The sequence below is a fragment of the Kribbella ginsengisoli genome, from assembly GCF_039537185.1.
GTDB classification, from domain to species: domain Bacteria; phylum Actinomycetota; class Actinomycetes; order Propionibacteriales; family Kribbellaceae; genus Kribbella; species Kribbella koreensis.
Map to the genome: position 1 here is coordinate 51,183 of NZ_BAABAA010000019.1, position 21,158 is coordinate 72,340.

17 protein-coding genes are annotated in these 21,158 nt (G+C 68.0%); 2 read left to right on the forward strand and 15 right to left on the reverse strand.

The window, feature by feature from the left end; genetic code table 11:
• Positions 1-5 precede the first annotated feature (5 nt).
• From ABD768_RS39130 to ABD768_RS39150, 5 genes are read right to left on the reverse strand one after another with little or no spacing between them, the layout of a single operon-like run.
• A complete protein-coding gene (locus ABD768_RS39130) occupies positions 6-677 on the reverse strand; it encodes a hypothetical protein (protein WP_344849405.1) in 672 nt (223 codons plus the stop codon).
• On the reverse strand, positions 677-1,492 hold the full coding sequence (locus ABD768_RS39135; protein WP_328320074.1) for a carbohydrate ABC transporter permease: 816 nt from the start codon (positions 1,490-1,492) through the stop codon (positions 677-679). The genes ABD768_RS39130 and ABD768_RS39135 overlap by 1 nt, the downstream gene beginning before the upstream one ends.
• The gene (locus ABD768_RS39140; RefSeq protein WP_344849410.1) at positions 1,489-2,418 is read right to left on the reverse strand and encodes a carbohydrate ABC transporter permease; all 930 of its coding nucleotides are present in this window, start codon (positions 2,416-2,418) and stop codon (positions 1,489-1,491) included. Before ABD768_RS39140 ends, ABD768_RS39135 begins: the two co-directional genes overlap by 4 nt.
• A gap of 3 nt (positions 2,419-2,421) precedes the next feature.
• Complete coding sequence (locus ABD768_RS39145) at positions 2,422-3,690, reverse strand: ABC transporter substrate-binding protein (RefSeq protein ID WP_344849412.1); 1,269 nt, start codon at positions 3,688-3,690, stop codon at positions 2,422-2,424.
• Positions 3,691-3,729: 39 nt separating this feature from the next.
• A complete protein-coding gene (locus ABD768_RS39150) occupies positions 3,730-4,758 on the reverse strand; it encodes a hydroxyacid dehydrogenase (protein ID WP_344849414.1) in 1,029 nt (342 codons plus the stop codon).
• 91 nt (positions 4,759-4,849) lie between these two features.
• Between ABD768_RS39150 and ABD768_RS39155 the strand changes: the two genes are divergently transcribed.
• Entirely contained in the window at positions 4,850-5,938 is a 1,089-nt protein-coding gene (locus tag ABD768_RS39155) for a substrate-binding domain-containing protein (RefSeq protein ID WP_344849416.1), read from the forward strand.
• A gap of 22 nt (positions 5,939-5,960) precedes the next feature.
• Here ABD768_RS39155 and ABD768_RS39160 read toward each other — a convergent pair whose 3' ends face one another.
• The 7 genes from ABD768_RS39160 to ABD768_RS39190 all read right to left on the reverse strand — a co-directional run bounded on the left by ABD768_RS39160 (position 5,961) and on the right by ABD768_RS39190 (position 15,541).
• Complete coding sequence (locus ABD768_RS39160; RefSeq protein ID WP_344849419.1) at positions 5,961-6,710, reverse strand: class I SAM-dependent methyltransferase; 750 nt, start codon at positions 6,708-6,710, stop codon at positions 5,961-5,963.
• Between the two features lie 12 nt (positions 6,711-6,722).
• A complete protein-coding gene (locus tag ABD768_RS39165) occupies positions 6,723-8,621 on the reverse strand; it encodes a DUF2264 domain-containing protein (RefSeq protein ID WP_344849421.1) in 1,899 nt (632 codons plus the stop codon).
• Complete coding sequence (locus tag ABD768_RS39170; RefSeq protein WP_344849423.1) at positions 8,621-10,462, reverse strand: heparinase II/III domain-containing protein; 1,842 nt, start codon at positions 10,460-10,462, stop codon at positions 8,621-8,623. The genes ABD768_RS39165 and ABD768_RS39170 overlap by 1 nt, the downstream gene beginning before the upstream one ends.
• Before the next feature lie 86 nt (positions 10,463-10,548).
• Positions 10,549-13,713 carry a family 43 glycosylhydrolase gene (locus ABD768_RS39175; RefSeq protein ID WP_344849425.1) on the reverse strand — a complete coding sequence of 1,055 codons (3,165 nt, stop codon included), beginning with the start codon at positions 13,711-13,713 and terminating at the stop codon, positions 10,549-10,551.
• 173 nt (positions 13,714-13,886) lie between these two features.
• Entirely contained in the window at positions 13,887-14,537 is a 651-nt protein-coding gene (locus ABD768_RS39180) for a hypothetical protein (RefSeq protein ID WP_344849427.1), read from the reverse strand.
• A 270-nt stretch (positions 14,538-14,807) separates the two neighbouring features.
• Complete coding sequence (locus tag ABD768_RS39185; protein ID WP_344849428.1) at positions 14,808-15,254, reverse strand: carbohydrate ABC transporter permease; 447 nt, start codon at positions 15,252-15,254, stop codon at positions 14,808-14,810.
• Entirely contained in the window at positions 15,251-15,541 is a 291-nt protein-coding gene (locus tag ABD768_RS39190; protein ID WP_344849429.1) for a hypothetical protein, read from the reverse strand. The genes ABD768_RS39185 and ABD768_RS39190 overlap by 4 nt, the downstream gene beginning before the upstream one ends.
• Here ABD768_RS39190 and ABD768_RS39195 point away from each other — a divergent pair, their 5' ends adjacent.
• Positions 15,542-15,844 (forward strand): helix-turn-helix domain-containing protein, encoded by a 303-nt coding sequence (locus ABD768_RS39195; protein WP_344849430.1) that lies wholly within the window; start codon positions 15,542-15,544, stop codon positions 15,842-15,844.
• A gap of 258 nt (positions 15,845-16,102) precedes the next feature.
• Here ABD768_RS39195 and ABD768_RS39200 read toward each other — a convergent pair whose 3' ends face one another.
• The 3 genes from ABD768_RS39200 to ABD768_RS39210 form a co-directional block, all read right to left on the reverse strand.
• Positions 16,103-17,161 (reverse strand): hypothetical protein, encoded by a 1,059-nt coding sequence (locus ABD768_RS39200; protein WP_344849432.1) that lies wholly within the window; start codon positions 17,159-17,161, stop codon positions 16,103-16,105.
• An 11-nt stretch (positions 17,162-17,172) separates the two neighbouring features.
• Positions 17,173-17,679 carry a SigE family RNA polymerase sigma factor gene (locus tag ABD768_RS39205; protein ID WP_344849433.1) on the reverse strand — a complete coding sequence of 169 codons (507 nt, stop codon included), beginning with the start codon at positions 17,677-17,679 and terminating at the stop codon, positions 17,173-17,175.
• 68 nt (positions 17,680-17,747) lie between these two features.
• Positions 17,748-21,155: a sugar-binding protein gene (locus ABD768_RS39210; protein WP_344849435.1), complete on the reverse strand. Its 3,408-nt coding sequence runs from the start codon at positions 21,153-21,155 to the stop codon at positions 17,748-17,750.
• Positions 21,156-21,158 lie beyond the last annotated feature (3 nt).

Below are 21,158 nucleotides of genomic sequence, written 5' to 3' on the forward strand. Positions count from 1 at the left end.
TCTCCTCATCGGGCGGGCGGATTCCTGATTCGAGCGAGCTGGGCATTGGTGTTCGTGTGCACGACCCACAAGGCACACCCCGGGACGGTGGCCAGGCCCGCCACCGGGACCTGGCTGACGATGATCAGTACGGCCGTCAGGACACCGAGTGAGAGCAGGCTGAGCGGCCAGGCGCGGACGCCGGTGTAGACAGCGAGCCGCAGCAGCGCTCGCAGACGTAGCGCCGGCTCGGTGCCGGCCAGCACCAAACCGGTGAGGCCTGCGTTGAGTACGAGCACGAGAAGCACCACCAGCAGGGGCGCGGCGGCCGGAAATGCACCGGCCAGCACCTTGAGGTCGGCCAGCAGAACTCCCGCCAGCCCTGCCGTGAGCGAGGCAACGAGGAGCGAGCGACGACCGGTGACCCACACCAACCGGATCAGGGCGCTCAACGGAGGACGGGCGTCGTCGATGGCGAGATAGCCGAACGCGGCGGCCGCTGCCGGTCCGAGTGGAAGGGCCAGCAGGCCGAAGAAGAGCGGGTACTTCCACGGCGTCGCGACGGTGCCGAGGGCAAGCATCAGCGGCGATCCGGCGACGGCCAGCACGAAGTTGACCGCCAGGACCCGGTGGGCGAACGACCAGAGCAGTTCCCAGGCGTCCGCCCGGACGTTCACCCGCGACAACGGGGAAGCCATCACTTCATCCCGCTGGTCGCGATGCCCTGCACGAAGTACTTCTGGCCGAGCAGGAAGATCACCAGGATCGGCAGCACGGACAGCACCGATCCGGTCATGATCATCGCGTACTCCGCGTCGTACAGGCCGACGAACGAGCGCAGCCCCAGCTGGATCGTCCACAGGTTGTTGTCGGTCAGATAGATGAACGGACCCATGTAGTCGTTCCAGGTGTTGACGAAGGTGAGCAGGGCGAGGCTCGCCAGCGCAGGCTTCGACAACGGCAGGATGATCCGGGCCCAGATGCCGTACTCGCTCAGCCCGTCCAGCCGGGCGGCCTCGCTGAGCTCGTCGGGGATGGTCAGGTAGTACTGCCGCATCAAGAACACCCCGAAGGCGCTGAACGCCTGCAGCAGGATCAGCGACAGGTGTGTGTTCACCAGGCCCGCCTTCTGCATGATCACGTACTGCGGCACCATGTACGCCTGCCAGGGCACCGCGATCGTCGCGATGTAGGCGAGGAACAACGCGTCCCGGCCGGGGAACCGCACCTTGGCGAACCCATACGCCGCGAAGCTGCCCGTGAGCACCTGCAGGGCGGTGATCGTGACGCTGAGGAACACCGAGTTGCGCAGGTAGGTGAGTAGCGGGATCCGGCCCCAGATCGCGCTGAAGTTGCCCCAGTGGAACTCGGCCGGGATCCACCGGACCGGCACGCTGAAGACGTCCGCGTCGGCCTTCAGCGACGACGAGACCATCCAGGCGAACGGCACCAGCACCGCCACCGAGAGCAGCCCCAGCAGCAGGTACGCCGACGTGCGGCGTACCCGGCTCATCGCTCGCTCCTTCGCTGCAACCGGAACTGGACCACGGTGATCGTCAGCACGATGACGAACAGCACCATCGACACGGCCGAGGAGTAGCCGAACCGTCCCTGGACGATGCCCTCGCGGTAAATGACCTGGGACAGCACCAGCGTCGCGCGCCCCGGGCCGCCCTCGGTCATCACCTGGATCAGGTCGAACACCTTGAAGCTGGAGATGGTCAGCATGATCAGCACGAAGAAGGTGGTCGGCCGCAGCCCCGGAACGGTGATGTGCCGGAACCGCTGCCAGCCGCTCGCCCCATCCACCTGGGCGGCCTCGTACAGCTCGGCCGGGATCGTCTGCAGGCCGGCGAGATAGAGGATCATGTAGTAGCCGAGATCACGCCACACGCTGGCCACGATCACCGCGGGCATCGCCCAGGTGGTCGACGTGGTCCAGCCCGGCGGGTGGTCGATGCCGACGGCCCGCAGGAACTGGTTCACCGGGCCCGACTCCGGGCTGAGCAACATGTTCCAGACGACGGCGACCGCGACCAGCGAGGTGATGTACGGGAAGAACAGCGCGGTCCGGAAGAACCGCGCTCCCTTCAGTTTCTGGTTCAGCAGCACCGCGAAGCCGAGTGCGGCACACAGCGTCAGCGGTACGTGCCCGACGGCGTAGTACGCCGTGTTCTTCAGTGCGGTCCAGAAGGTGTCGTTGTGGATCATCCGCTCGAAGTTGTCCAGGCCGACCCAGCGAGGGGTGCTGTAGGAGTCCCAGTCGAGGAAGGACAACGCGAGTGAGGCGATCACCGGCACCAGCGTGAGCGCGGCGAAGCCGATGAAGTTCGGCAGGATGAAGCTCCAGCCGACCCAGGTCCGGCTGCGGCGCCGGGCCGGCCGCGGCGCGGGCACAGGCGGCCGGACCTGCCGCGGTGCGGACACGGTGGCGGTCATCGGTCAGCGGACCTCGTTCTTGACCCGCTTGGCCATCTCGGCCAGGCCGTCGTCCAGCGACTTCTGCCCGGTCATGATCAGCTCGTGCTCCTCGGTCAGGATCTGGTCGACGTCGGAGGACTTGTCACCGACCGGCATCTCGAGCACCACGGTGTCGGGCTTGAAGGCCTTCTTCGCCACCGCGTCGCCGGGCACCCCCGGCAGGGCGAAGTACGTGTCGAGGATCTGCTGGCTCTGCAGCGACGGCGTGACGCCGGCCTTGGCGACCGTGGTGGCCCCGGCTTCGCTCGAGGCCCACTCGACGAACTTCTTCGCCGCGTCGGCGTGCTTGGAGTTCTTGTTCACCGCGAACGCGGTCGGCGAACCGAAGGTGGTCACCTTGCCGTCCGCGGTGCGCTGCGGCAGCGGCGCCATCCCCCACTCCACCTTGGTCTTGCCCGACTTCGTGTCGGCCAGCAGCGTCGAGGCGTACCAGGTGCCCATCGGCATCAGAGCGGCCTTACCGGTGGAGAACATCGTGTTGTACGTGACCTTCTGGCTCCTGGCGGTTGCCCAGGGCAACAGCACACCATCCTTCTGCAGATCCAGCGTCATCGTGTACTGGTCCTTGAAGAAGCCGTAGTCGCCACCGAGCAGGTCACCGCCGGTCTGGGCCGCCGCGGTGGCCTCGACCACCGAGCGCCAGGTGTGCTGGTACGCGCCGTACACCTTGGCCGGGCCATCGCCCTTGGTCAGGCTCTTCGCCAGCGTGGCGTAGTCGGCCCAGGTCAGGTTCTGCAGCTTCGACTCCGGCACGCCGGCCTGCTCGAGCAGCGTCTTGTTGTAGTAGAGCACCCAGAAGTCCTGGCGATACGGCAGGGCGAAGTACTTGCCGTCGAGTTCGTAGGCCTTCAGGCCCGAGTACTTCGCGGGGTCGAGTGCCTTGGCCTGGTCGGTCAGCGGCAGCAACTGCCCGCGGGTGCCGAACCGGGCGTAGTCGATGACGTTCTTCATCGTCAGCACGTCGGTCGAATCACCGCCGGCCAGCATCGTGGTGACCTTCTCGGCGTAGTCGTCGGCCAGGATGTCGACCGGCTCGACCTTGATCTGCGGGTTGGCCTGCTGGAAGCCGTCGATGATTGCCTTGAACTCCGGTGTGGTGGCGTAGTTCCAGAGCGCGACCTTGATGGTCTGCGGCCCGTCGGCGGCCGGACCGTTCGAACTGCCTCCGCAGCCGGCCAGCAGGGCCAGCGCGGACGCACCGGCCAGGATGGTCACGAGGTGTCGCTTCACGGGCGTTTCTCCTTGTACTTCGTACTGCGTGGGTGGCGGTCAGGCGGTGAGCGGGAAGAGGTCGGCCGTGATCCGGTGCCGGAGCGGTTCGCCGGCCAGCCACCGGGTGAGCTCGGCCAGCATGTGATCGGTGAGCCGATGGATCTCGGTGCCGAGGGATCCGGCGATGTGCGGGGTGACCATGACGTTGGGGGTCGAACGCAGCGGCGAATCGGCCGGCAGCGGCTCCGGATCGGTGACGTCGAGGATCGCGAACAGCCGTCCGGCCCGGCACTCGGCAGCGAGGGCGGCCGAATCGATCAGGCTTCCCCGCGCGGTGTTGATCACGGTGGCGCGGTCGGGCAGGCCGGCCAGTTCCCGGGCGCCGATCATCTGGTACGTGCTCGGCAGTGCCGGCGCATGCAGGGAGAGCACGTCGACGCGGGGCAGCAGTTCGTCGAGACCGACCAGTCGCGCACCCGCCGCTTCCACCTCCGCCGGGTCAGCATGCGGATCGGCCACCAGCACGGACGGGCCGTCGAGCACGCGGAGCAGGTCGACGACCCGGCGCCCGATCCGGGAGAAGCCGACCACACCGATCGTGCGCCGGAAGTTCGACAGGTCGCCGAAACCTTGCGACTGACCCCAGCCCCGGTACGCCGTCGCCGCGTCCGCGGCCAGGAACGGCGCCTTCTTCCCGGCCAGGATGATCGCGGCCAGCGTGTACTCGGCGACCGGGATCGCGTTGGCGTCGGCCGCGCTGGTGAGCACGATGTCCCGGGCCCACAGGACGCCGTCGGCCACCGAACGGACGCTTCCGGCCGCATGGAAGACGGCCTTGAGCCGCGGCGCGGCGGCCAACCGGTCGGCTGTCAGCCGGGGCACACCCCAGGAGCTGACGATCAGGTCGGCGGTGGCGAGGCGGGCCCGGGCCCGCGCGGAGTCGAGCTCGTCGGTCCAGATCGGATCGGGCAGCGCCACCAGCGAGCGGAGCCGATCGAGCCGGGGCCGATCGAAGTGAGCGTCGAACGACTCGCGGTTCATCACGAGCAGCGCCTCACTGCGGTAAGCGGTTACCGTTGCGGTCATGTGAACATGAGATGACGCAGACGTTCAGACCATCTACGGCTCATCCGTGATCATTCACAAACGTTCAGACTCGAACAACGGAGGTTGGCGGATGCCGGACGACCGGCTGTTCGGCCTGCAGCGGCACGAACGCGTGATGGACGAGCTGCGCCGCGAAGGCGCCGTCCGGGTCAAGGACCTGGCCGAACTGCTCGGCGTCAGCGAGCTGACCGTCCGGCGCGACATCGCCGCGCTCGCCTCACAGAACCTGCTCACCAAGGTCCACGGCGGCGCGACCCTGCCGACCGACCTGGCGCCTCCGGCGCGACGACGCGGCCCGGCCGCGCCCCGGTTCACCATCGGGATGGTGGTCCCCTCGCTCGACTACTACTGGCCGCCGATCGTCTCCGGGGCGCGGACGACCGCCGCCGCACTGGGAGTGGCGATCCAGCTGCGCGGATCGAGCTACGACTGGGCCGAGGACCGCCGGCAGATCACCCGGTTGATCGAGGCGCAGCAGGTCCAGGGCCTGCTGCTCGCGCCGAACCTGGAGGGAGCCGCCGTCGACGAGATGATCGACTGGATGGCCCGGCTCCCGGTACCGGTGATCCTGGTCGAGCGGCAGCCGCCGCGCTGGACACCCACGAAGTACCAGGTCGAATGGGTCCGCAGTGATCACGCCCTGGGGGTCGAGCTGGCTGTCCGGCACCTGCACGCCCAGGGTCACCGCAACCTGGCGCTACTGCTGTCGAAAGGAAGTCCGACCTCGGCCCATCTGGCGGCCGGCTGGAATCTCGTGTGTGCCGATCTCGCGATCCCGGCCGGCCTGGTGATTCGCGAGTCCGTGAACATGGACCAGCCGGGGCACCGCGACATCATCGCCCAGGTACTCGAGCGCTGCCGGACCGCCGGCACGACGGCGCTCGTCGTGCACTCCGACCCCGACGCGATGGCAGTCGCCCAGTACTGCGCCGAGCAGGACATCGCGATCCCGGACCAACTGGCGATCGTCGCCTACGACGACGAGATCGCCCACCTGGCCGAGCCGGCCCTGACCGCGATCCGTCCGCCGAAGTCCATGGTCGGCCGGACCGCGGTCGAGCAGATGGTCGCCCGTCTGACCGAAGGCCGCCGCCGCCCGCCGCAACGCGTCCTGATCGTGCCCGAGCTGGTCATCCGCGATTCATCGATGCCGCACTGACCGCCCTGCCGCCTTCGGCGCCTTACTTGTGAGCCAGCAGGGCATAGGCGTTCGGCAGGCGACCGGACCAGGCGGCAGCCTCGGATCCGTCGTCGGGACGCCAGAACGGCTCGGCGTACTCCTCCAGCACGTCGAGTCGCAGCCCCGCGCGCGTGACGGCAGTCACGAGTTGGCCGAGCGTCCACTGCCATTCGCGCGCGCCGTTGCCGGGGAAGCTGTCGTTGACGTGCGACTCGGCGAAGTAGCTACGGTCCGCACGGATCCGCGGCTCGTCCTCGTCCCAGGTCCACAGCGGTACCGCCGGATGTGCTTCGTACACGAAGAGACTGCCGCCCGGCCGCAGTACTCGCGCCGCATCCCGCGCCCACGCGTCGATGTCGCGCATCCAGATCACTGCGCCTTTGCCGGTGTACACAAGGTCCACGCACGCGTCGCGCACGGGCACGGCAGGCACCTCGGCCGCAACGTACCGACACGGTGCGCCGACCTCGACGGCCCGGCGCTGTGCCGCAGCCGCGGTGACCACGCTGTAGTCGATCCCCAGTACAGTCCGCGCCCCCGCCCGGACAAGTGCAGTGTCGTCCAATCCGTGCCCACTCTGGAAATGCACGACGGTCGGAGCAGCCGAGAGCACCGGACCCAACAGTTCCAGCTCCCGAGGGAACAGTTCCCACTCACCGCGGGCCTGCTCCAGGAGTTCGTCGTACTCGTCAACGTACTTCGTCGCCGCCTGGTCCCAGACCGCCTGGTTGGTCCGTACCGACTCGTCCATCCGGCAAGTCTGTCAGCACGCCGAACAGGGGCGCGAACGAAATACGCACAAGATCTCGTCGGTGCCATCCGACCAGGTGACCCGGATACAGCCGCCATCCACCGCAAGGCTCGGAACAGGCTCGGGGCGACCGCCGGACAGGGAGACGATGGCCACTAAGATCTGACCCGGTACGGCGGCCGCGCTCACGACGGGTATCGCGGTGTGGTTGCCCAGGGCCTCCGGCTCGTCGGATCGGCGGACGTCGACCGCGTCGAAGCCGATGCGGCCTTCGACGGAGGACAGCAACTCAGCGGCACGGACGTCGGCCCGCGCTTCGAGTACGGCCGACGGCGGGGTGTCGGAAGTGAGCGGCCAGCCGGACATCTCGAGCAGCAGGCCGGGCTCGACGACTGCGTCCGGATCGATGCGTGCGGCCCGCACCTCGTGGCTTCCGCGCAGCGAGGACACCATCGCGACCGTCGGCCCGGTGACGACCCCTCCGCCGCGGCCCGATCCATGCTCCGGTCCGGTGTCATCGGTCGTCCGCACCCAGTGCGTCACCGCGATCGACGCGTTCGAACCGGTCGTCGTGAAGCCGTTGCGATGCGACCGGCCGAGCTCGGGGTGCACGATGCTGACGCTGTTCTCGAGCGGTTGCGCCCAGTACGGCGTACTCAGCGGTGGCATGGTGTGGGTCGAGTACCCCAGTCGGGCGTACAACGGTGAGTCGGCGCGTTCGTCGCCCGGGACCGAGTGGTCGGTGCCGTGGTTGACGACGCGCACGATCCCGTCCGCCCGGGTCCCGCTGATCAGCCAGCCGGGCTCTGCGAGTTCGCGGGTGAAGTCGGAACGCTCGACGGGCAAGGGCTCCTCGGCCGCGGTCCAGACCGGATGACTTGCCGGGAGCATCAAGCCGAGCATGCCTTTCACCGCCCAGTACGGCGATCCCGGGCCGGAGTACGACTGGGCGATCGCCGGCCATTCGCCGTGCCAGCCGAGGGTGAGCAGACCTCGCCGATCGGGGACGCCCTGGTCGAGGAAGTACTTGAGCATGCCCGACGTCGTCCGGCGCAGCAGGCCAGGGGCAAGATCGGTGGCACCGGTGATCGCACCGATCCAGAACGGCGCGGCGGCGGCGAACCGGTAGGTCAGGCTCCGGCCCTGGATCAGCGGTGCGCCGTTGCCGCCGACCAGGTGGACCGCCGAATCCAGGAAGGCCGTCAGCCGTTCGCGCCATCGGGTCACCAGCGCGGGATCACACAACCCGGCGTCCATCGATGCCCACAGCAACGGATAGACATGCAGCGCCCAGCCGTTGTAGTGGTCGAACGCGCGCTCCGGGCCGTCGGCGTACCAGCCGTGTCCGCGATACAACGACTCGTGCACCGCGAGGCCGCTGTCGATGTCGTCGCGGGACCACGGTCCGCCGGCCGACTTGAGGAACGTCTCCACGACGATCTGGAACCAGACCCAGTTGATCGGTGGATACTTCTCGCCGACCACGGTCGCCAGCCAGGCGACGATCTGCTCGCGATCACGGTCGTCGAGCCGGTCCCACAACCACTGCCTGCTCAGCTGCAGCCCGAGCGCGATCGAGCAGGCCTCGACCTTGGCCTGCCCGAGCTGGTCCGGGCGCGGCCAGGCGTGCGGTGACCTCGGATCGGTCCCGGCCCGCAGGCCCTCGGCGTACCACCCGGCGAGATCGTGCGGGTCGTTGCCATCGTCACCTTTCAGCCGGATCGCTGCCAGCAGGAAAGACCGGGCGAAGGCCTCCAAGGAGTCGCTGTCGGGTCCGTACGCACTCTGTTGTCCAGGCAGGTCGATCCGGGCGTGCCCGGGCGAGGCCCAGCCACGCAGCGAGAGCAGCAGGTGGTCGGCGACCGCCGCCCAGGAGTCGCGGGTGAGGCCGGTGAAGCGGGCGTCGTTCATCAACGAGGTCCTCGGATCAGGGTGAGTTCGAAATGATTGTTGCCCGCTGCAAGGATCAGGCGGTGGACGGCCGCTCCCCAGACCCGCTGGAGCAGTTCGTCATCGACGGATCGCTGCTCCAGCCGGCCGGTGCCGAGGCCGCCATCCCACCGCAGTTCCGCGACGCTGCCGCCAAGGGTCTCGACCACGAGGCGGCCGGGCTGGTGAGCAACGGGTCGTCCGGCGATCACGAAGTGCTCGGCGATCTCGGTCCCCCGCGGCCACGTGTCGACGATGCGGACGGTCTGACCGATCCGGTCCAAGGTCGCCGTCCGGCGCAGGTTCCCGCTGGGATAGGCGTCCGACAGATCGAGCTCGGCGCGGTCGGTATCGCCAGGACTGTCGACGGCGAAGTCCGTCGCCCGCCACTGCGGACCTGCTTGCTGTTCGCGACCGTTGACGACGGGGACGTTGTGCCACTCGCTGCGGACCACCCACTGCTCGTACCGGCGATCGGAGAACGAGATCGCCGTGTACGTCGGCTGCCCCAGGTCCACCAGCACCGGCGTCGCGTCGAGTGCGGCGACGAACGAGCCGACATCGTTGTGATTGTGGTTCTCGTCGTTGTGCCCGCCCTTCACGGCCAGCGCCCAGCCCGCGGTGGAGCCGCCGTCTTGCCGGGCTACCAGCAACTGCACCTCGGGCAGCCAACTCGATCGAGGCAGCGGCAGCGGTACGGCGGTCGCCCGCCACCAGTCGTCATCAGCGAGTGCTACCAACGCTCGTCCCAGACCAGCCACGAACCGCAGCTCGTCACGGTGTGCGGCCGCCTGGGCCATGACGTCCCCGTCACCGATCCGGCGGCCCCAGCGGTGCAACACGTCCCACGGCTGGTCAGGTGCGGGCCTGGCCGGTCCGTCGCCGACGTTCACGAACCAGCCGGCGCCCAACGTCATCCGCTGGGGGTACCGGGCCAGTTCCTCTAGCGGCGCGCACTGCCAAGGATCGAAGGCGCCGAGGGTGATCCGGTCGAGGAGTTCCAACGCGCTGGCCAGTCGCGCCGGTCCGTTCCACCAGTATGCGTAGCCCTCATCGCACCCGCCGTCGGCCGGGAGCGCCCGGAGGTAGCGGTCGAGACCGTCGACAACGAGCTCGACCACCTGCGTACGGCGTACCGGATCGGTGTCCAGGAACAGCGCGGCGACCAGTACATGCCCGTGGATCCACGGGTTCCAGTTGTGCAGGTGTCCGTCGAGTCCGAGCCAGTGCCAGCGACGGTCCTCGACGAACGGCCGCAGTACCCGCCGCTCGGCCTCCTCCCGCAGGCGTCGGCGAAGACCCGGCACGCGTGCATCCAGTGCCGGGCCGAGCACGAGATCGGCCCACGCCAGGATCTCCACGGTCTCGGCGGCGCCCAGATCGAGGTACGGCGCACCGGTATCCGCCACGACCTCTCCTCGCGCTGCCGCGAACGACTCGTGAGCTGCCCAGCACCAGGTCGTCTGCTCGCAGAGCAGCAACAGTCCGTCGGCGGCCTCGTCGACATCCTGCTGGTCTCCGGTCAGGACAGCCGCGAGCACCGCCGTACTGGTTCGCTGCCGCAACTCCCCCGCCGGACCTTCGTACGCCGTCCGTACTCCGTCACGCCAGTACCGGGCGAAGTCCGACAGCAGCAGCCGGGGCCACGGCCGCGAACGATCCCCCGCGGCACGGTCCAGCACCGCGGCCGAGGCAGTCGGGGGCCGTGATTCCCAGACCCCGCGCTGCCCGAGGTCGGGGACACCTGCACGATCCCGTGCCAGGTCGAGAGCCTCCCTCTTGGTCGCCGGGTCGAGTGCGTGCCAGCGCTCGGCAAGGGTCATCCGGCCATGCTCCCGCGTGCCTCGGCAGGCCACCAGACAGCGATCACATTCGTACAGATCCGCAACGATCCGGAACCTCCCCCGGTTCAGCGATGGGGATGGATCCGGAGTGGGGCGACGCTGCTCGGGGTCGGCTTGACCTTCGTGATCGTGCCGTCGGCGGCGAAGTACAGGCGGTCGATCGTGGTCTCGCGATGGGTACCGTCACCACCGGGCATACCGAAGCGGTGGTACGCGATGTACCAGTCGTCCGTGCCCGGTACCTGGATGATCGACTGATGGCCGGTCGCCAGAATGCCCTGCGCCGGATCCTTCTCGAGGATGACGCCACGGTAGGTCCACGGTCCGTTGACGCTGCTCGCCGTCGCGTAGCCCACCCGGTAGTCGGGCGAACCGGTGTCGTCGATCGAGTACGTCAGGTAGTACGTCCCCTTGCGATAGTTGACGAAGGACCCCTCGCGGAAACTCGTCAGCCCGCTGATCGGCTTGAGTGTCTCCGGCTTGATCGTCAGCATGTCGTCGCTCAGCTCGGCGTACACCGGCGAACCGTTGCCCCAGAACAGGTAGTACCGCCCGGTCACCGGATCGCGGAACGCGGCCGGATCGATCGCCTGGCCGGACGTGACCGCCTCGTTGTTGAGGATCATCGCGGCCGGCTGCGCGGTGAACGGGCCCTCGGGGCTGTTCGCCACCGCGACGCCGATCGTCTTGCGGTTGTAGGCCGGGTTGTGCCCGGAGAAGTAGAAGTAGTACTTGCCGGCCCGTTCGATGATGGTCGGCGCCCAGGCGTTGCCGCTCGCCCAGGGCACGGTGCCGTTCGCGCCGTCGAGCGTCAGGAACGGTTTGGCCGACCTCTGCCAGTCCACCAGGTTCTTCGACTTCCAGACGTAGAAGTCCTTGCCGCCCCAGCCGGCCGTTCCGTCGGTCGTCACGTAGAGGTAGTAGGTGTCGCCGAAGCGAGCGATGTTCGGATCGGCGTTGTACCCCGGCAACACCGGCGATCGCATCTCGACGGCCTTGACCGTCCACGCCCGTTCGGTTCCGTCCTGGGCGGTCACGATGTAGGTCCTGGGCTTCGAGAGGTTGACCCGCCCGGCCGGCGACACCTTGGAGGTGGAGACGACCTTCAGTACCGGCGCCAGCTTCTTCAGATCGGTGCCGGGGACCACCGGCAGGGTGACGGTGGAGGAGGCGTCGTCGATGATCGCCGGCACCTTCAGACTCGCCAGCTCGACGCCGATGACTGCTCGCGGGTCGGCGTCCTGGTCGCTGACCTCACCGGCTGACAAGGCCCGGTTGTACAGCCTGAAGTCGCGCACTTTGCCTTTCAGGTACTTGTCAGAGGTGTAGGTCGAACGCCCGATGTAGTTGGCCGTCGTACGGCCGCCGCCGATATCTCCAGGGTCGATCGTGACAGCGGTCTTCCGGCCGACCTGCACGCCGTCGAGGTAGATCGTCGCGATGTCGTCGGGGGTCAGGGTGTAGGTGAGCGCCTTCCAGACACCACGCGGTACGGGGCTGCCCGAGGTGGCTGTCTGCTCGGTCGACCAGTTGCCGGTGGCAATCGACGTTCGGTAGGCGTCGCCGGTGGTGAACAGGTAGCCGTTACCGATATCGCTCGCGGTGTTGCCGAGTCCCCAGATGAAGTACGGCGTCGCCTGGCCGGCATCGATCCAGACATCGGCCGAGACGGTGATCGCGTCGAGTCCGGTCATCAGGTTGTCGGGCAGCTTCACGTGACCATCTGTGCCCCCGAGGTTGAGTGCACCGTCGGCCCAGGACGCGTCACCGGTGACGACGCCGTCGTACCCGTGACCGGTGACGTCGGTCGCCGTACCGCCGGTGGTCTGGTTCAACGGATAGTGCGCGACCAGCCCGTTCGCATCCGCCTTCACCGGGGGTGGCAGCACCAGACCGTTACGCAGCCGGTCGAGCTCGGCCTGGGTCACTGGGAGCACCGTGCCATGGCGCGGGCTGGCCGGCAGCGAGTACGTCGCCGGCACCTGCCAGTTCGGCGCCTCGAGATCATTCGTGCCGAGCGGGATGTACCCGCGGCCGCCGTACTCGTCGACGAAAAGGTTGTACCTGGAGCCGGACGTGTCGCCCGGGTTGGACTTGAAGACGGTCGGTCCTTCGACTGCGGACGTACCGGCGTCGCGGCCGATGCACGAGTCCTGCATCGCCCACGCCGGTTGGCCGGGCAGGTCGACCGCGGTCAGTGACGAGGACTTCTCCTGGATGATGTCCGAGCAGCCGGTGCCGCCGCCACCCTCGTCCTTGGTGAAGCGGTAGTACGCGCCGTTCTCCTTGATCACCGTCGAGTCGATCCGCGACTCGCCCCGGTCCTGCCAGATGGCCGGCGCGCTGAAGGTCCGGAAGTCGCGAGTCGTTGCATAGAGCATCCGGTTGTACGTCGAACCGGTGTGTCCCGGATCGTCGGCGGCGTACAGCTTCGACGCCCAGAACACGACGTAGGACTGAAGTTCGTCATCCCAGTAGGCCTCGGGTGCCCAGGTGTTGCCGGCTGTCTCGGGCGATACCAGGACATGGCGCTGCTCCGACCAGGTCACCAGGTCGGTGGACTCCCAGACCTCCAGATAGCGGCTGCCCCGGCGTTGCGCGGCATCCCAGTCGCCGTTGCGGCCGATGGACAGGTCGGTCGCGATCAGGAAGAACCGGTCACCCTCAGGCGAGCGGATCAGGAACGGGTCCCGCAGACCGAGAGTGCCCTTGGTGGACTCGAGCACGGGCCGGCCGTTGTTGAGCTCGTCCCACTTGAGTGCCGTGTTGCCACGGCTGGCGGCGAAGTAGATCTTCTCCCCGGCGATCGAGTTGCCGGTGAAATAGCTGAACGCATATCCGGTGTACGGCTCGGCCGCCGGGAGTTCGCGCACGGTGAGGCCGATCTCCCGGCTGGCCTCGGCCGTTCCGACCTCGGTCGTGGCGGTGAGCGTGACGCCGGCATCGCCACTTCCGTGCGCGGGCCGGTGGACCACGCCGCCGCTGTCGACCACCGCCGGGGCCGATGACACCCAACTGACCGCGGCGCCGTGCTCACCAACCGCCGGCAAGCTCAGGTTGCCGCGAACATCGTCGGCGTGCACGACGGCCAGCGCCGCCGCGGCGTCGTCAGCCTTCACCTGGTCTGTCAACGTGACGCCGGCGACTGCTGTCGCCGGCACGATCTGCCCACCAAGCACGGCGAAGAGCGCCGCGGCGACCACCAGGAACGAGCGCATACTGATCTGCATCGCAACCTCACCAGGATTGTTAGCGCTAACAGTCCCGATAGTCTGACCAGGCCAACACGGTCCGTCAAGAGCAGTCGCAATCGATACAGCAGCGCCTTCACGGCAAACGGCGATGGCACGCAGCACGGGTGACCAGGTCCTGAAGATCGGACCCCGGCTGATTCATGTCGTCGTCAGGTGAATTTCACTCCCTTGAGCATCGTCTCGAACTCGGTGAAGAAGGTCGCCACGTCGACGGCGCCCTTCTCCGCCCGAGCCCACGCGAGCAAGGTCTTCCCGCTGACGTCGATCACGGCGATGCGCAGGGTGAGATCAGGCTGGAGTCCGAAACAGTCGTCGGCCGGCATGTTGGCCTCCGGGCACCCGAGGACCCCGTCGAGCGGCCCCGCAGCATCGCCCGTCATGACGGTCGCGTTGTGGCCGTCGACGGTTGTCGTCACCTCGTCCGTAAGTGTCACGCCTTGCGCGGTGAGTCCCCGAAGGTAGGTCAGGTAGTCCTGAGGAGGCGCGGCCGGCTTGAGCTGTTTCGGCTTGTACACGTTGACGGGCAGCACGAAGCGGACCTTGTTGTTCTCGGCGAGATTCGAGTCCCAACTCAGTAGCGTGGCGCTGTCCGGATCCGCCTCGACCTTGAGGTCATCGGGCAGCGTGGCGATGAGCGGTATCGAGAAGGCGTGGCTCGTATAGGTCCGAGCGCTGGCAGTCAGGCTCGGAGACGGGGTCGTCGACGAATCGCTGCCGCAGGCCGAAGACGCGAGCATCAACAGCGAAACGGCAAGGATCGTAGTCCGTCGACGGCCCGAAGTGCGCGTGAATGCTGGCATCTCGGCTCCCTAGCGAGGGCGAGACTCCGAACAGACGACGATGCCGTTCCCTTTGTCAAACCGCCCCTCTCGACCCTGCGCCCATATCGCACGGACTGCAAGGCCCGGGCTCTCGCTCGTTCCGTGAACATGTACGAACCGGCGGCGCACCGCCCAGTCCCGCAGACTCCGGGCCGGCTGATCGGCAGGCTGTCTGCCTGGGCCCGGAGCACGAGACCACCGCAGCGTGGGCAGCATGGTCAGCCGCCCTGTCCGCATCGTCGTGAGGGCTTATTTGATGGCCCCCATCGACAGCCCGCGGACGAGCTGTTTCTGCGCGATCCAGCCGGCCAGGATCACCGGCAGTGCGGCGATCGTCGCCGCCGCCGACAGGACGGCGAGGAACTGGCCCCGCCCGTCGACGAAGCTGCCAAGGAACGGCGGAGTGGTCCGCGCAGCGTTGCTCGTCAGAAGGGTGGCGAAGAAGTACTCGTTCCAGCTGAAGATGAAGCTGATCAGAGCCGCGGCCGCGACGCCCGGCAGCACGAGCGGCAGGACGACCCGCACGATCTCATGGAACAACCCGGCCCCGTCGACCCGCGCCGCCTCGACGATCTCGAACGGCACCTCGAGGAAGAACGACCGCATCATCCACACCGTCACCGGCAGGTTCACCGCACCGTAGACGATGGCCAGCATGTAGATGTTGTCGAGCAGGCCGAAGCTCTTGAGGATCATGTACAGCGGCCCGAGGGATCGTCTTCTACGGAACGACCGCCTGGCAGGCCGCGGAGACCATCCTCGACGTTGTCCGCGGCGATGGTGCCGAACAGGTCGCCGGCCTCTTCCGTCTGCTGGGCATCTTCGCCCGAGCCCCTCGAGACGAGCGTGAGATCGTCGCGAGCGAATGGCTCGGCCGGCCGGCCGACGGCAATTCGCAGAACGCCGTCGAGCTGGGTCTGGCGTACATCTTCGAAAACCTCACCGACGACATCCGGCTGTCGACCGCCGCCCGGCTTGCGCACATGTCCGAATCGACCTTCTCCAAGTACTTCCGCAGTGCCGCCGGCATGACCTTCAGCGCGATGGTCAAGAAGCTGCGCATCGCCCACGCACGCCGCCTTCTCGACACCACCGACGCCTCCATCGGCCAAGTGGGCCAGCGGAGCGGTTACCGGAACATGGCCAACTTCAACCGCCAGTTCCTGGCCGAGGTCGGGGTCACGCCGACCGCCTACCGCAAACTCGAGTCATCACAAAAGCCGAAGGCCGACCTCTTCAGCCTCGGCCTCCGCGCACGAGCCACGGCATCCAGCACCCACAGTTGACCGCGGGTGGTCGCCCATGGGAGGGCGCCGCCGATGGACTCGTAGGTGGGCTAGATGGGCCCGCTGGCCTTGGCTGTGACGGATACGTCGGCGGTACTGCTCGGGGAAGCAGTGCCCCTGGTGAGGAGCACAGCGGCCAGGCATACCACTAGGCCGACAGCCCCCGACGCTGTGCCGCTTGCGAGTACTGAGGACCAGATACGGTGTCAGTGTCTTGAAGAAGGGGCCGGCCCGGGTGGTCCCGGGCCGGCTCCTGGATCACTTCTCGGGGTAGAGCTTGGCGAGGAGCTTGCCGGTTTGGTCGTAGGCCCTGACCTTCAGGGGGTCGGCGGTGGAGTGGGGGGTTTTGTCCAGGGCGGTGAAGGCGAACCAGCCGTCTGCGAGGGGCGCCTCGTAGGTCGGGCCGGAGCCGATCTGTACTACGACCTTGGCGGTGTTGGCCGGTGCCCGGCCCCAACCGGTCGGGAGCGAGCGGCCGCCGGCCGTGCCTTGGCAATCGGTGCCCGCGGGGTGGATCGCGGCGATGTCCTTGCCGCGGGTGCCGTCAGGCCAGGGGACTCGCGGGTAGTCCGTGCCCAGGTCGCCGAGGCGTAGGGCGGTGACGCCCCAGCCGTAGCCGCCGCCCCGGATCTCGTCGATCGGCAGCTGGCAGGCGATCACTGTCTTGCCGGACGGTGAGGTCGCGATCAGCAGGGCGCCGCTGAAACCGGTGTAGTTCTTCTCGGTCAGGCTCAAGCGGTCGGAGACCTGGATGTGCCAGTTGGTCATGTCGACCCAGGCGTTCACCGAGCAGTTGCGCAGCTGGCCGGCCGGGTTGTCCGGGAACGGATCCGCCTTCGCGGCGGCCACCAGTGCGGCCGACGGCTTGTCCCCGCCGGGAATGATGCAGAAGAAGGGGCCGGTGGAACCGTTCTTCAGTGCGTAGGCGCGCGAGCTCACGGACCGGAAGCCGGACGTCTTCATCAGCGGCTTCTTCGCGCCGGGGTACCGGAGCGCGCAGCGGCGTTCGGCCTCCTGCTTGGAGATCCGCTGGGCGGCGCCGTCCTCGCCACGAGGTACGCCGGGGACCGGGCCGAACTGGGAGTTCTCGGCCGCGGCCACACCGGGAGTGTTGCCGGTGGTGCCCGGATTCGGGAAGAGGGTGACGGCGAGGGCTGCCGCGGCGACGCCGGCGACGGCACCGCCGGCACCCAGCAGGCGCCGGCGGCGCAGGCCGCGGTGGCCCCGGGTGACGACCGTCGCGGTGTCGAAGTGGTCCAGTGGTTCGGCGTCGGCCAGGCGGCGTAGTTCAGCGCTGACCTCGCGGGTGTCTTCCATCTCGTTCTCCTTCACAGCGCCGGGCTCCGGCGCCGATCGATGGCCTTGCGGAGAGTGTCGAGGCCACGCGCGGCCTGGCTTTTCACCGTGCCCTCCGAGCAGCCGAGGATCTCCGCGGTCTGCTCGATCGAGAGGTCCTCGTAGTACCGCAGGACGACGCAGGCACGCTGGCGTGGGGCGAGTGCTCGCAGCGCTTCGAGCACTTCGTCACGCTCGGCGTGCCCGGTCGCGAAGTCGCCGTTCTCGACGGCGCGCTCCGGGACCTCGGCGCTGGTGACCTCCCGGCGCCAGGGCCGCCGGCCACCGTCGTACGCGACGTTGACCAGCGTCCGGCGGGCGTAGGCGAACGGGTTGCCGGCCCGTTGCACCTTCGGCCAGGCGAGGTACAGCCGGTAGAGCGTCTCCTGGACGACGTCGTCCGCCTTGTGCCGGTCGCCGCCGATCAGGTACGCCGTCCTCCGTAGCGACGGACTCGCCGCCTCCACGAACTCGGCGAACGCCTTGTCACGCTCCGCCATCCTCGCCTCCGCTCTCCATGTCTCCCCCAAGACGGAAAGCCCGCTCCTTCAGGTTGCACCCGATGCGGTCAGGGGCGTTGCAAGGTGATTGTCGCGTAGGTCGTGCCGGCCGGGAGGACGACGGTGCCCGCGGACTGGTCGACCACGGCGCCCTTGATCGAGACGGTGGCGATGTTGTTGCGCAGCGCCGGGAGTTCGATGCTGTACGCCGTAGCGGAAGCGCCGGTCAGTTCGAGTGACAGGTACTTGCCGTTGGTGGTCAGCCGGAAGCCGGCGCGTTTGCCGTCGGAGGTCGGGTAGTTGTCGACGGCGAGCTTCTGGCGGCCGGCGAGCCATTCGCCCGGTACGCCGCGGCCGATGATCAGCGTGCCATCGGACTTCTCCGCGATCAGCGAGTCGAACAGCACCTTGGTCGCCGTCGACTGTCCCCACATGTGCTGGTTCGAGCCGCCGCCGCCGGACGCGTGGTCGATGTCCCACGGCGAGTTCGCGCTCGGATAGCCGACACCTTCCCACCAGCCGAAGGGCCCGCTCTGCGACTTGGAGATCATGAACTGGTACGCCTTGATCCCCAGATCGCGGTACTGCTCACCCCGCAGCGCGGAGCTCCCGTACCCGGCGTTGTACGCGCTCGAGTAGTAGCCGTGCGGATAGCCGCCGAAGTTGTAGATGGTGTCCGAGATGTCCTTGCGACGGTCGAAGCCGTGCGTGTAGGTGTCGTCGATCTTGTCGAGCATCACCCCGCTCTGCTCCGCGCCGAACAGATACCCGTCCCAGGCCCACCGGCCGAACAGGAACATCGACGCCCAGTTCGCGTCCCGGGGATCCTTGCGCGGCCCGGTCTCGTTGGGTTCGACCATCGAGATCGGGATGTAGTCCAGGTTGTGCTCCTGCATCGTCTGGGTGATCCGGGCCGTCGCGACCCGCAGCAGATCGTCGTACTCCGCCTTGGCCCACGCCGCCTCAGCCGTCTCACCGAGTGCCGTGGCCAGGTACCGGTACGTCGTGAGCCCGGCCAGCGCCGACCAGTTGTCGATCGTCCAGTAGCCCAGCGAGTCGATCGCCAAGGTCTGCTTGATGATGCCGGTACCGCCGTCGATCCGGTCCGTCTCGACCATGTGGGTGTTCTTCTTGATCGTCTCGAACTGGCTGCGCACGAAGGCCTTGTCGCCGGTCCGCTGCAGGTACAGCGCGTACGGCCAGCTGTACTTCCACTTGGCGTCGTCGTACTGGAGCTGGGCCGGCAGCGTCGCGAGGTAGTCGCGGGCGTAGGTGAAGTCGCCGATCGTCAGCAGGGTGGCCACGATGCCGATCGTGTCGTGGTCGAACATCTCGTCGTACCCGTTCTCGCCGACGTGCAACTGCTTCGCGCCGTCGATGTCGTCCCGGATGATCAGCGTGTAGATGTAGCCGGCCTTGTACGCGTTGACGAGCCGCTGATCCGGCAGGTCGGTGATCTGCGCGATCGCCGCCAGCCGCGTGTTCCAGTACTTCCGCATGTCCTTGTAGTGCTTGCTGAACGATCCCGCCTGCTGCAACTGCAGCGCGGACGGCCAGTCGTAGCTCGCCCCGAACCGATCAGCGGCGACCGCATAGTCGCGCACCACGGTCTCCCCCGCGCCGATCGTCGTCGACGCGGCGGTAGCGGTGAGCGGCGTCAACAGGCCCGACACCCGCGGCAACCGGGCGGTAGCCGCGGTCGTGTTCGTGACAGTCATCCGCGAGTACGCCACCTCGAACCGATTCCCGCCGATCACGACCAGATCCGCGAAGTTCTCGACCTGGATCTGCAGCCCGTCCTTGGCGTACTCACTGATGAACGCCGGCAGATACCCCTCGGCGTTCGTCCACTTGATCTTGCCGGGAATGTTCGGCACCCCGAACGTCACCATCGCGTCGCCCCGGCTCCGCAGCTTGTAACTCCCGTCGATGAAGGCGATCGGCGCGTTCAGGTCGCCCTCCCATCCGAACGACGAGGTGAGCCCCGGGTTCGTGACGTTCGTGTACTCCGCTCCAGCCGCCGCCACCCCAGCCTCGTCGAAAGCAGCCTTGAGCAGCAGGTAGGACAGCCGCAGCTCGTCCCGTTGAGCTGAGGCATCCCCGATCACCGCTGTCGCCGAGGTGATCTCGCCGTCGAGCTGCTGCTGCGCCGCCTCGCTGGCTGCGTTGAAGTCAGCCGACGCGGCCCGCGCGAGCAGCGTCCGGGTGAGCGAACGGTACCCATCGGCCGACGTCTCCGACTGAGTCACGCCGGCCAGCGTCACGTTGCCGGAGGCATGCGTCTTGCGGAGCAGCTGCGCGCTGATCCGGGCCGAGTCGCCGGCGGCGATGGTGAGCTCGTACAGCCGGGTGACCGCGTCGTTGGAACTGACCAGATCGCTACTGACGAAGCTCGGCGTCGCAGCGCCGTTGAGGTAGACGGACACGGTCGCGGCCGCGCGCCAGGCGCCGGACACGAACCGTACGGTCCGTCCGCTCGCCGCCGCCGGGACCGTGAGGTCGAAGCCGTACGACCCGCCAAGATCCACGCCCGTGTCGGCTCCATCGGCGAAGAAGATGCCGCCCTGCCGAGTGCCCGCCTGGGCCCCGGTCGGCGTGCCGTTGGTCCATGAGTACGTCACCGGGTTGTCGTTCTGCGCACCGATCGCGGCGCCGGCCTGCCGGTTCGCGACAGCAAGCCGAGCCGTCCCAGCCGGTACGCCGGAACTGCGATTGATCGTCGAGCCATCGAGATGCAGCCAGTCGCTCGGCCCCTCACCGGTCAGATCCATCGAGACCGGCGGCGCCGTCGCCGTGAAGCTCGGCCCGGCCGCCGACGCGACCCGCGAAAGCGCGACCGCGGACAGCGACACGTTCCCGGCCGGCTGGACCTTCTCGGTGAACTTGCCCGTCACGACCACGCCCTCCCCCGGCCGGATCGTCACCGTGTAGCGCTTGGCAACAGCAGCATCGGTGGCGCTGATCGGAGTCGTGTACGCCGTACCGCTCCCGTCCGCCGCAGCGACGCTGACCGTGCCACGGGCTTGCCAGATCCCGCCCACGAACACCAACCGCCGGGCCGAATCCGCCGGCGCGACCGTGATCCGGTAGCCGCCCGCCGCGCCGGCCGAGTTGAAAACCCCGCCCGTGGTGATCCCCGTGCTCGATGCCGTCGAGGTCCCGTCCGACCACCGGAACGACAGCGGGCTGTCGTTGAGAGTGGTCTGCGCAGCAGCGGGATCGAGGTTGTCGACCGTGATCGACGGCGCGACCCCGGCCTTGCGCTCGGTACCCGTGCCGGCCGGATGGACCCAGTCGAGGTCACCGTAGGCGGTCAGATCCATCACCCCGGCCACCCCGGTACCACCCGCGAGCTTCTCCGTATTGACCACGAACGCGTTGGACGGTGTCGCCGACGCCGCCGGCAAGGAAGTCAGGGCCGGCAGCAACAGCGCCCCGGCGGTGATTGCTGCGAGCAACTTCGTTCGGGTCCTCATCGG

Excerpts from the sequence above, each read along its gene's own strand:
- ABD768_RS39130 (WP_344849405.1), bottom strand. The coding sequence starts at position 677 with ATGGCTTCCCCGTTGTCGCGGGTGAACGTCCGGGCGGACGCCTGGGAA.
- ABD768_RS39135 (WP_328320074.1), bottom strand. The coding sequence starts at position 1,492 with ATGAGCCGGGTACGCCGCACGTCGGCGTACCTGCTGCTGGGGCTGCTC.
- ABD768_RS39140 (WP_344849410.1), bottom strand. The coding sequence starts at position 2,418 with ATGACCGCCACCGTGTCCGCACCGCGGCAGGTCCGGCCGCCTGTGCCC.
- ABD768_RS39150 (WP_344849414.1), bottom strand. The coding sequence starts at position 4,758 with ATGACCGCAACGGTAACCGCTTACCGCAGTGAGGCGCTGCTCGTGATG.
- ABD768_RS39155 (WP_344849416.1), top strand. The coding sequence starts at position 4,850 with ATGCCGGACGACCGGCTGTTCGGCCTGCAGCGGCACGAACGCGTGATG.
- ABD768_RS39160 (WP_344849419.1), bottom strand. The coding sequence starts at position 6,710 with ATGGACGAGTCGGTACGGACCAACCAGGCGGTCTGGGACCAGGCGGCG.
- ABD768_RS39165 (WP_344849421.1), bottom strand. The coding sequence starts at position 8,621 with ATGAACGACGCCCGCTTCACCGGCCTCACCCGCGACTCCTGGGCGGCG.
- ABD768_RS39170 (WP_344849423.1), bottom strand. The coding sequence starts at position 10,462 with ATGACCCTTGCCGAGCGCTGGCACGCACTCGACCCGGCGACCAAGAGG.
- ABD768_RS39175 (WP_344849425.1), bottom strand. The coding sequence starts at position 13,713 with ATGCAGATCAGTATGCGCTCGTTCCTGGTGGTCGCCGCGGCGCTCTTC.
- ABD768_RS39180 (WP_344849427.1), bottom strand. The coding sequence starts at position 14,537 with ATGCCAGCATTCACGCGCACTTCGGGCCGTCGACGGACTACGATCCTT.
- ABD768_RS39185 (WP_344849428.1), bottom strand. The coding sequence starts at position 15,254 with ATGATCCTCAAGAGCTTCGGCCTGCTCGACAACATCTACATGCTGGCC.
- ABD768_RS39195 (WP_344849430.1), top strand. The coding sequence starts at position 15,542 with ATGTCCGAATCGACCTTCTCCAAGTACTTCCGCAGTGCCGCCGGCATG.
- ABD768_RS39200 (WP_344849432.1), bottom strand. The coding sequence starts at position 17,161 with ATGGAAGACACCCGCGAGGTCAGCGCTGAACTACGCCGCCTGGCCGAC.
- ABD768_RS39205 (WP_344849433.1), bottom strand. The coding sequence starts at position 17,679 with ATGGCGGAGCGTGACAAGGCGTTCGCCGAGTTCGTGGAGGCGGCGAGT.
- ABD768_RS39210 (WP_344849435.1), bottom strand. The coding sequence starts at position 21,155 with ATGAGGACCCGAACGAAGTTGCTCGCAGCAATCACCGCCGGGGCGCTG.